Source organism: Halopseudomonas sp., assembly GCF_036961105.1.
Lineage (GTDB): Bacteria > Pseudomonadota > Gammaproteobacteria > Pseudomonadales > Pseudomonadaceae > Halopseudomonas.
In genome coordinates, this window is the sequence record NZ_JBALWW010000036.1 from 1 (window position 1) to 9,185 (window position 9,185).

The 9,185-nt window shown below is 58.2% G+C and carries 11 protein-coding genes and 3 tRNA genes; 1 reads left to right on the plus strand and 13 read right to left on the minus strand.

Annotated features, from left to right (window positions below):
- The 8 genes from V7756_RS18680 to V7756_RS18715 all read right to left on the minus strand — a co-directional run.
- Positions 1 to 274, minus strand: a 274-nt coding sequence (locus tag V7756_RS18680) for a GTP-binding protein (RefSeq protein WP_335611716.1), incomplete at its 3' end; no start/stop codon positions are given.
- Positions 275 to 359: 85 nt separating this feature from the next.
- Positions 360 to 435, minus strand: a tRNA-Thr gene (locus V7756_RS18685).
- A gap of 24 nt (positions 436 to 459) precedes the next feature.
- Positions 460 to 533 (minus strand) — tRNA-Gly (locus tag V7756_RS18690).
- 24 nt (positions 534 to 557) lie between these two features.
- Positions 558 to 642 (minus strand) — tRNA-Tyr (locus V7756_RS18695).
- A gap of 134 nt (positions 643 to 776) precedes the next feature.
- Positions 777 to 1,490 (minus strand): SPOR domain-containing protein, encoded by a 714-nt coding sequence (locus tag V7756_RS18700; protein WP_335611717.1) that lies wholly within the window; start codon positions 1,488 to 1,490, stop codon positions 777 to 779.
- Positions 1,490 to 2,239 carry a type III pantothenate kinase gene (locus V7756_RS18705; RefSeq protein WP_335611718.1) on the minus strand — a complete coding sequence of 250 codons (750 nt, stop codon included), beginning with the start codon at positions 2,237 to 2,239 and terminating at the stop codon, positions 1,490 to 1,492. Before V7756_RS18705 ends, V7756_RS18700 begins: the two co-directional genes overlap by 1 nt.
- Entirely contained in the window at positions 2,229 to 3,200 is a 972-nt protein-coding gene (birA, locus tag V7756_RS18710; RefSeq protein WP_335611719.1) for a bifunctional biotin--[acetyl-CoA-carboxylase] ligase/biotin operon repressor BirA, read from the minus strand. The genes V7756_RS18705 and birA overlap by 11 nt, the downstream gene beginning before the upstream one ends.
- A 64-nt stretch (positions 3,201 to 3,264) precedes the next feature.
- The gene (locus tag V7756_RS18715; protein WP_442909031.1) at positions 3,265 to 3,483 is read right to left on the minus strand and encodes a DUF1127 domain-containing protein; all 219 of its coding nucleotides are present in this window, start codon (positions 3,481 to 3,483) and stop codon (positions 3,265 to 3,267) included.
- Positions 3,484 to 3,594: 111 nt separating this feature from the next.
- On the opposite strand from V7756_RS18715, the gene V7756_RS18720 reads away from it, so the two are divergent.
- Entirely contained in the window at positions 3,595 to 4,449 is an 855-nt protein-coding gene (locus V7756_RS18720) for a LysR substrate-binding domain-containing protein (RefSeq protein WP_335611721.1), read from the plus strand.
- On the opposite strand, the gene V7756_RS18725 is transcribed toward V7756_RS18720, so the two are convergent.
- From V7756_RS18725 to cysP, 5 genes are read right to left on the minus strand one after another with little or no spacing between them, the layout of a single operon-like run.
- Positions 4,439 to 5,056, minus strand: a complete 618-nt coding sequence (locus V7756_RS18725; RefSeq protein WP_335611722.1) for a class I SAM-dependent methyltransferase — start codon at positions 5,054 to 5,056, stop codon at positions 4,439 to 4,441. The genes V7756_RS18720 and V7756_RS18725 overlap by 11 nt on opposite strands.
- Positions 5,057 to 5,083: 27 nt before the next feature.
- The gene (locus V7756_RS18730) at positions 5,084 to 6,184 is read right to left on the minus strand and encodes a sulfate/molybdate ABC transporter ATP-binding protein (RefSeq protein WP_335611723.1); all 1,101 of its coding nucleotides are present in this window, start codon (positions 6,182 to 6,184) and stop codon (positions 5,084 to 5,086) included.
- A complete protein-coding gene (gene cysW / locus V7756_RS18735) occupies positions 6,184 to 7,050 on the minus strand; it encodes a sulfate/thiosulfate ABC transporter permease CysW (RefSeq protein ID WP_335611724.1) in 867 nt (288 codons plus the stop codon). Before cysW ends, V7756_RS18730 begins: the two co-directional genes overlap by 1 nt.
- 5 nt (positions 7,051 to 7,055) lie before the next feature.
- Positions 7,056 to 7,922 (minus strand): sulfate/thiosulfate ABC transporter permease CysT, encoded by an 867-nt coding sequence (cysT, locus tag V7756_RS18740; RefSeq protein WP_335611725.1) that lies wholly within the window; start codon positions 7,920 to 7,922, stop codon positions 7,056 to 7,058.
- A gap of 12 nt (positions 7,923 to 7,934) precedes the next feature.
- Positions 7,935 to 8,915 carry a thiosulfate ABC transporter substrate-binding protein CysP gene (gene cysP / locus V7756_RS18745; protein WP_335611726.1) on the minus strand — a complete coding sequence of 327 codons (981 nt, stop codon included), beginning with the start codon at positions 8,913 to 8,915 and terminating at the stop codon, positions 7,935 to 7,937.
- Between the last annotated feature and the right edge of the window lie 270 nt (positions 8,916 to 9,185).

The window sequence follows — 9,185 nt, forward strand, 5'->3', positions numbered from 1 at the left end:
TGTTCTTCACATAGTCGGCGTGGCCAGGGCAGTCAACGTGCGCGTAGTGACGAGTCGGAGAATCGTACTCTACGTGCGAGGTGTTGATGGTGATACCGCGAGCCTTCTCTTCCGGCGCGTTGTCGATCTGGTCGAACGCACGGGCAGCGCCGCCGTAGGACTCTGCACAAACGCGGGTCAATGCAGCTGTCAGAGTAGTCTTGCCATGGTCAACGTGACCAATGGTGCCTACGTTCAGGTGCGGTTTGCTACGTTCGAACTTCTCTTTAGCCATCGAGAGATCCCCTATTCGTGAGAGCAATGCGCGTGTCACGCGACCATTAAATAAAAGGCAGATATTCGCATATCTGCCTTGATATTGGAGCTCATGAGCGGATTTGAACCGCTGACCTCACCCTTACCAAGGGTGTGCTCTACCAACTGAGCTACATGAGCTTACAAACCATTACATCGTCAGACTGGAGCGGGTAGCGGGAATCGAACCCGCACCATCAGCTTGGAAGGCTGAGGTTCTACCATTGAACTATACCCGCCAAGTAGCCTGACTACGCGAAATCTGGTGGAGGGGGAAGGATTCGAACCTTCGAAGGCTAAGCCGTCAGATTTACAGTCTGATCCCTTTGACCGCTCGGGAACCCCTCCGTAAAAGAGGCGCCATTTTCATCACTTGGCACCACTGTGTCAACACTTTTATTAGCAAAAACACCCACTTGAACGCCGTTTTCGGCCAACAAAAGCGCTCCCCGGCATTACCAAGCCTCGGAGCGGGCGCCATTCTAGGGGATGTCGCTGCCTTTGGCAACGCCGTCACAAGCCTGATATTGATGCTGCATTGCAGGAAAGTCGGCACGCAGGCGCGACAGCATGGCCTGATCCAGCAACCGGCGCGCGGCGGGCGGCACCTGTAGCAGATACTGCTCCCGAGTCTTTTCTACCGTCTGGATGCTTACCTCGTAACCTTCCGCCTCCAACTGGGCCTGGCGCGCCGCGGCGTACTCACGCTGGCTGAAGACACCGAGCGACAAATTGCCCGCAAAATCGCCACGCGTAATCACGAAGCTGTCCACGCCCTTCTCTTGCAGCAAAGAGAGCCTGGCCATGGCGCCCTGGGCACCACCCTTTACCGACATCACCAACCAGTAATCGGTGCTGGCCACCTCTTCTTGAGCAATCAACTCTGCGGCAATATCCAGGGCCAGCAACCGTTGCTGCAGCTGCTCGGCCGACGCCCGCTCAGCAAAGGTACCCAACATTACGCACAGCGCTGGCTTCGACTCGGCCAGCGCGCCGGGCACCTGCTTTGCATCCGGTAGCGTCGTATTCGCGCCACTACCAGCTATAGATGAAGCCCTCTCGGCGGCCACATCTGTCACCGCCGTGCCGGGCTCGCGCGCGAGGTCGTGCTCAAACAACCGCCAACCACCAATCTGCCACTGCCAAAGTGCGTAAAGCAGATTGAGCAACAACAGAAAGAGGAACAGCGAGCGCATCAGTCGATCTCCATTGGGCAAGCCATCGCCAGGCCGTCGAATACCAGATCACTCAGCGTATGACAGGTTTCGGGCAGCGCTGCAGCCATGCGCTCTGCATCACCACCGGTAAGGATGACAACCATCTCGTCGCCCAGCACCTGGCGAGCCACACGCAGCTGCTCACGCACATAACCGACCAGCATCAAGTCACAGCCAAACTCGACCGCCTCCGCCGTACTCACCCCAGGTACCGACTCAAGCAGGTCGCCGCGTAACGATTCTTCATAGCGGATCAGCCGAGTGTGCCGCTGCAGACTACCGCGAAGCAACTTGCTGCCAGGCGCGATGTAGCCACCCAGGTGCTGTCCGCTGGCATCGACAAAATCGACGGTGACTGCGGTACCCAGGTCGATTACCAGGCAGGCCCGCTTGCAGTGGTTGTAACCCGCCACCAGGGCCAGCCAGCGGTCCATACCCAACTTGCCGTGATCCGCGTAGCCGTTACGTACACCGCACAGCTCCGCCCTACTCTTAGCCAGCACCGGGTGCAGCTTGAGCCAACTTGTCAGTTGGTCCATCACGACCTGGGTCTCATCCGCCGAGCGCACGCTTACCAGCCGGCAACCGTGTATTTCGCGCTCCTGACCACCCAGCAGACACTGCAGCTCAACCAGATCGGGCGCCATGTCGCGATCACGCACCCGCCCTTCCCGATCAAGCAGTCGCCATTTGATCAGGGTATTGCCACAGTCCAGCTCAAGAAGCATGGCTCAACCTCAAACTGACCTCACCGCCATTAACGTCCACTTCCCCGCCTTCGGACAACAGGCGCAGGGCACCCTGTCGAGTGACACCGAGGTTGCGCCCGGTGCGCACATTGTCTCCTGAAATCACCTGAACCTCGGCCCCCAGCCAGGCATCATAGTCCTGCCAGCGGGCGTGAAAGGCAGAAAACCCCTCTCGTGAGAACAGCACAAGGGACTCGGCCAAACGGGAGGCGAAAGCGGCGATCAACTGATTCCTGTCCAGCACGCCCTTTTGCCCGCAGCGGCGCAGAGATGTCCAGCGCTGGTCAATCTCGTCGTCAGCTTCCATAAGGACATTGACGCCGACGCCGATAACCACCACGGCATCGGCGGTCAGGTCGCCGGAGATCTCCAGCAGCACGCCCGCCAGCTTGGCGCCATCAAGCAACACGTCGTTTGGCCATTTCAGACGACAACCCTGGTAGCCACAGGATTCCAGCGCCTGTACCAGCGTCAACCCAACCACCAGACTCAAACCTTCCAGCCCCTGCGCTCCGCCGCTGACCGGTTCGACAAAAGACATGTAAAGGTTTTGCCCGAACGGGCTGCTCCACTGGCGTCCGCGGCGACCGCGCCCGGCGGTCTGCTGCTCGGCAATCACCACCAGCGGACGCACGCCGGTTTCGGCGACCAGTCGCTGGGCCTGCGCGTTGGTAGAATCGACCTGCTGATAAAGGTGCCATTGCCAACGCTCAGCGAGCGCGCCCGGCAAGGCAGCCTGAACGACCGCTCGGTCGAGCAAGACCGCGCCCTGCGGGATGCGATAACCCTTACCGCGCACGCGATGCAGTGGAAAACCCTGTTGCTCCAGCGGCTGCAGTGCCTTCCATATGGCTGCACGACTGACGCCAAGCTGCTCACCGAGCTTTTCGCCCGAATGAAATTGGCCGTCAGCCAGCAGAGCAAGAATTGCGTGCAACATAAGTCGGCAGCATCCAGATGGAGAAACCGCACATCATACCGTCGCCGACGCTTTGCCGCTATCCTCAGGCCTTGTCATCCCAGAATGGCCTATCCGCTTCCTGCAAGGCCTCGGCACGCGAGATGCCGATGTCCTTGAGCTGCCCGTCCGAAAGGCTCGCCAAGAGTCGTCGCTCATAGCTCAAGCGATGCCAGCGAGCCAGCTGCCGCCATCCCCTGACAAGCAATATTCTGCTGCGCCTAGCCAAGACCCGACCAGGCTGTTCGATTAGGGGGAACCACAATAGACGGCTTTTTCATGACCACTTCCTCCATGCCAGTGGAGAAAGTTTGCCGCCAAGGATAATATCAATCCAACGAATGTTTCTTATGCAAAGCATCTCAGGAATTGATCAATGGCAGATTATCCAACTATCGACAGCGAGCTACTGCGCACCTTTGTCGCAATTGCCGATCAAGGCGGTTTTACCCGTGCCGCCGAGCTACTCAACCGCACCCAATCCGCAGTCAGCATGCAGATGAAGCGATTGGAGGAAGATGTGGTCAAGCGCAGCCTGTTTCAGCGCGCGGGGCGCCAGTTGACGCTGACGGCAGAAGGGCAACTATTGCTGAGCTACGCACGGCGCATACTCAAGCTGCAGGGTGAGATCATCAGCACCCTGCGCGCGCCGCACATGGTCGGCTCCGTGAGCATAGGCACGCCAGATGATTACGTGATGCGTTTTCTCCCCAGCATCCTGGCACGCTTTGCGCAGAGCTATCCCATGGTTCAGGTAGAGCTGCACTGCGAGCCGTCGTACCAGCTATTGCAACGCAAGGATCTGGATCTGACCATAGTGACGCGCAAACCCGGAACAGAGATCGGCCAACTGCTGCGCCAGGAAAATATGGTCTGGGCGCAAGCCGCAGGCTTCGCCCTGCACGAACAGGACAGTCTGCCGCTGGCCATGTTCAACAACGACTGCTTTTGCCGCGAATGGGCGTGCAACGCACTGGATGCCATGGAACGCGAGTACCGTGTCGCGTACACCAGCCCCAGCCTTTCCGCCATCATGGCGGTGGTCGGCGCCGGCCTGGCAATTACCGCGCAACTGGAAAGCCTGATTCCTTCAGACATGCAGGTTCTTGGCAGCGAACATGGGCTACCGGCCATGCCTTCCGCCAGCATCGTTCTGCTGCGCAATCCGCAAGCGCAGACGCCGATAACCGAGTGCCTGGCCGAATACGTGGCCGAGGGTTTCAGGCTTTGAGTGCCACACCCTGATAGAGATAGGTCATGGGACGCGGCCCGGGAATGTAGTCGGCCGCCAGCTCGCTCAACACGAATCCAGCCTGCTGTAGCAGCGCGGGAATATCACGATTGAGATGACAGCCACCCGCAATCGGCCGCCACCATGGCGTCAAACGATGCTGCCAGCGCTGCACCGATGGCTGCGGCGCCAAGCCATGCTCGCAAAACAGCAGCTGCGCATCGGGCTTCATCACCCGACGGATTTCGGTGAGCGCCGGCAGTGGGTCGGCAATGCTGCACAGGGTAAACGTCATGACGGCAGTGTCAAAGCACTCATCCGGCGCGGCTATGCCATCCGCACCCACTGCGATCATGTCCACAGCAATGGCAATTTGCGCGGCGCGCTGGCGGGCCAGGGGCTGCATCTGCGCAGCAGGGTCTACACCCAGAATGCGCTGCACTTTCTGCCCGTCGTAATACCGAAGATTCAAACCCGTGCCCATACCTATCTCCAGCACATCGCCACGGGCACGCGGTACCAGCTCGGCGCGCCGCGCCATGATATCGCCCATACCGCAGAGACCATCGATCAACCGGGGCAGCACGAAACGCTCGTATGGGTTCATACCGTCTCCGGCATAGGGGGCTGGAAGCTACTCGTCCACCCAGCTCAAGGTACGCGGATGGGTCTGCTGAACATCGAACAGGTGTCCAACATCCGGCACAGCATAGCAACGATCACCGCGTTGCGGCTGCCAGCGATTGAATTCGACATGACTAATGCCGACCTCCCAGGGCTCCGGTGAAGCCCAGCCACAGGGCGCCAACTCAAGACGCACCTCTGCGCCAATCAGACTGATCGACTCAATTCGCAGCGGCAAATGCGCGTGCGTTGCCGGACAATCCTGCAGCCGCACCTCGTGCGGACGAAGATAGAGCTGTACCTCCTCGGCGCAACCTACCCCGGCCGGCATTTGCACCCATGCCTCGCCTTGTACCACCCGACCCGCATCAAGCTGTCCGTTCAATACGTTGACGTGCCCAAGGAAGTCGAACACAAAGCGGCTTTCCGGCTCCGCGTACAAGGCCTGCGGATTGTCCACCTGCTCTATCTTGCCGGCACTCATAACGACCACCCGGTCGGACAGCTCCAACGCCTCTTCCTGATCATGGGTAACGAATACGCTGGTGAAATGCAGTTCATCGTGCAGAGCGCGCAACCAGCGGCGCAGATCCTTGCGCACCTTGGCATCCAGAGCACCGAAGGGCTCGTCGAGCAGCAGGATTTCCGGCTTCATTGCCAATGCCCGCGCCAGTGCAATACGCTGCTTTTGCCCACCGGACAGCTGCGCCGGGTAACGCGCGGCCAAGTGCTGCAACTGCACCATTTCGAGCAGATCAGCCACCTGCTTGCGGATAACAGCCGGGGCTGGTCTTTGCGCCCGTGGCATCACCTCCAATCCGAAGGCAATGTTTTGGGCCACGGTCATGTGCCGAAACAACGCGTAATGCTGAAAAACAAAGCCTACCCGCCGATCACGGACATGAAGATTAGTGACATCCTCATCGTGAAACAGAATGCGTCCCTGCTCGGCCGTTTCGAGCCCCGCAATGATGCGCAGCAGCGTAGTCTTGCCCGAGCCGGACGGCCCCAGCAATCCAGTAAGCTGACCATCGGGGATGTCCAGAGACACGTCCTTCAGCGCCTGAAACTGACCGAAGTACTTATTAATGCACTCTAACCTGATACTCATCAAAGACTGTCCGCTTGATCTGATTCGGGCACACGCTGGCGGGCCTGGCGCCACTCGACAAAACTCTTCACCAGCAGCGTCACCAAGGCAATGCCAGCCAGCAATGATGCGCTGGTAAAGGCCCCAGCTACGTTGTAGTCCTGATAGAGGAGCTCGACATGCAACGGCAACGTATTGGTTTCACCGCGGATGTTGCCCGACACTACCGAGACTGCCCCGAATTCACCAACCGCCCGGGCATTGGTCAGCACGACGCCATATAACAGCGCCCACTGAATGTTGGGTAGCGTCACCTTGCGAAACAATTGCCAGCCGGAGGCGCCGAGTACCACCGCCGCCTCTTCTTCCTCACGCCCCTGCTGCTGCATCAGGGGAATCAGTTCGCGGGCGACAAAGGGACAGGTAACAAAAACGGTGACCATGACGATACCCGGCCAGGCAAACATCAGCTGGACATCCTGCTCCATCAGCCAGCCGCCCAGCCAGCCATTGCTCCCGTATAGCAGCAGATAAAGCAAACCGGCGACCACGGGCGAGACGGCGAAAGGAATATCGATCAGGGTGATCAGCGCTTTGCGTCCAGGAAACTCGAAACGGGTAACCAGCCAGGCCAGAAAAACCCCGAACACCAGGTTGATCGGCACCGTCATTGCGGCGACGAAGAGCGTGAGACCAATGGCCGCCAGGGTATAAGTGTCCGTGAGGTTGCTCCAGACACTGTCCAGTCCGGAAGAAAAAGCCTGGACAAAGATCAGCACCAAGGGGATGACCAGCAACAACAGGGTCAAACTCAGTGCCGCACCGATCAGGGTCCACTTAACCCAGGGCTGGTCACCAATACGCAACGTGGACTTGGCTCTGCTCATGCCACTCACCGCCCGTGCAAGCGGCGCAGGTAGCGCGCTTGCCACAGATTGATTGCCAGCAACAACACCAGCGAAGCCATGAGCACGACCGAAGCAATGGCACTGGCGGCGGCGTAATCATATTCCTGCAAGCGTACAAAGATCATCAAACTGGTGATCTCGCTGACGTAGGGCATATTGCCAGCAATGAAGATAACCGCCCCAAACTCGCCCAGACTGCGAGTGAACGAGAGCGCGACGCCGGTCATCAGCGCGGGCCATAAGGCTGGAAAGAGAATGCGGCGGAACACCGTCCAGTCGCTGGCACCAATACTAACGGCGGCCTCTTCGTCCTCGGGAGCAAGGTCTTCCAGCACCGGCTGTACCGTACGCACCACGAAGGGAAGACTGGTAAACGACATCGCCACCACAATACCCAGGGGAGTAAAAGCAACCTTGATGCCGAGTGCAGCCAGGAACTGGCCATACCAGCCACCTTCGGAAAACAGAGCCGCCAAGGTAATGCCGGCGACGGCTGTCGGCAGAGCAAAGGGCAGATCCATCAGCGCATCGACCAGACGCTTGCCCCAGAAGTCGTAGCGCACCAGAACCCAGGCGAGCAGCAGTCCTACCACACCGTTGAATAACGAGGCGATGGCAGCAGCCCACAGCGTCACCTTATAGGAAGCCACTACGCGCTCATCGCTGATCACGTTCCAGTACTCGGCCCAGCTCATTCCTGCGGTCTGCATGACCAGACCGGTAAGAGGAAGCAGCAGCACCAGGCCTATGAACAGAAGGGAAATGCCCAGACTCAAAGCAAAACCCGGCAGCACGCGCTTGCCGGGTCTGTTTTGACTTGCCGGCGAAGCGCCGGCCAAGAATGTACTCATGAACTGATTCGATTACCTGCGTTGAAGTTGGTCCAGTTTACCACCGCTGGCGAAATGAACCTTCATCGCGTTGTCCCAGCTGCCTGCAATATCTTCGATGGGCAGCAACTCGAGCTCAGGGAAACGTTTGGCAAACTCTGCCTTGACCGTCTCGTTGTGCACACGATAGTTGAATCCAGCAATCAAGCGCTGAGCATCTTCGCTATACAAATGTTCGAGATAGGCCTTGGATACCGCCTCGGTACCATTGCGCTCCACATTTCGATCGATCCAGGTAACAGGAAACTCGGCCAGGAAGCTGACTTTGGGGACTACCACCTGATATCCGGCGTCTGGATTCTGCGCCACGATGTTGTTTACCTCAGACTCAAAGGTCAGCAATACGTCACCGATCCCCCGCTCAATAAAGGTGGTAGTAGCGCCACGGCCGCCGGTATCAAAGACAGCAACATTGCCAAGAAAGGTCTTTAGATAAGCGTCAACCTTGGCCTGATCATCAGGAAAGGCCTTCTGCGCATAACCCAGTGCCGCCAGGTAACTGTAGCGCCCATTACCTGACGTTTTGGGGTTAGGCATCACCGAATCAACATCATCGCGTGCGAGGTCATCCCAGTTCTGTATGTTCTTGGGATTACCCTTGCGTACCAAAAAAGCCATGGTGGAGTAATACGGGGAGCTAGCATTCGGCAGACGCTCGCGCCAGTCCGCCGGGATAAGCTCACCGCGCTGGTGCAGGATATCCACGTCAGTTACCTGGTTATAGGTGACAACATCGGCACGCAGCCCTTGAAGAATCGCTTGAGCCTGGCGCGAGGAGCCGGCGTGCGACTGCTTGATTTCGACAGTCTTGCCGGTTTCCTGCTGCCAATATTGAGCAAACTGCTCGTTATAGGCGGCAAATAGCTCACGAGCAATGTCGTACGAGGAATTAAGAATTTCCTGATCGGCCGCTTGCGCCGGGGCCATTACCAGACCGGTGCTCACCGCGACCATACCAGCCAAACCTTTCAGTCCCCGCAACACTGACAATCTATCAATCATCACAATCTCCTCTGTCTTCGAGCACGGATAACGCCGATCTTCATAAACCGGACATACAGCCTATAGAAAGGGTAACAGCAGAACAATCAGCTCTTTAGATGGATTTGCTTATGTCATAAGGCCATAAAGAATAACGGGCAGCTTTAGCTGGAAGCTGGAAGCTGGAAGCTGGAAGCTGGAAGCTGGAAGCTGGAAGCTGGAAGCTGGAAGCTGGAAGCTGGA

Excerpts from the sequence above, each read along its gene's own strand:
- V7756_RS18700 (WP_335611717.1), bottom strand. The coding sequence starts at position 1,490 with ATGCGCTCGCTGTTCCTCTTTCTGTTGTTGCTCAATCTGCTTTACGCA.
- V7756_RS18705 (WP_335611718.1), bottom strand. The coding sequence starts at position 2,239 with ATGCTTCTTGAGCTGGACTGTGGCAATACCCTGATCAAATGGCGACTG.
- birA (WP_335611719.1), bottom strand. The coding sequence starts at position 3,200 with ATGTTGCACGCAATTCTTGCTCTGCTGGCTGACGGCCAATTTCATTCG.
- V7756_RS18720 (WP_335611721.1), top strand. The coding sequence starts at position 3,595 with ATGGCAGATTATCCAACTATCGACAGCGAGCTACTGCGCACCTTTGTC.
- V7756_RS18725 (WP_335611722.1), bottom strand. The coding sequence starts at position 5,056 with ATGAACCCATACGAGCGTTTCGTGCTGCCCCGGTTGATCGATGGTCTC.
- V7756_RS18730 (WP_335611723.1), bottom strand. The coding sequence starts at position 6,184 with ATGAGTATCAGGTTAGAGTGCATTAATAAGTACTTCGGTCAGTTTCAG.
- cysW (WP_335611724.1), bottom strand. The coding sequence starts at position 7,050 with ATGAGCAGAGCCAAGTCCACGTTGCGTATTGGTGACCAGCCCTGGGTT.
- cysT (WP_335611725.1), bottom strand. The coding sequence starts at position 7,922 with ATGAGTACATTCTTGGCCGGCGCTTCGCCGGCAAGTCAAAACAGACCC.
- cysP (WP_335611726.1), bottom strand. The coding sequence starts at position 8,915 with ATGGTCGCGGTGAGCACCGGTCTGGTAATGGCCCCGGCGCAAGCGGCC.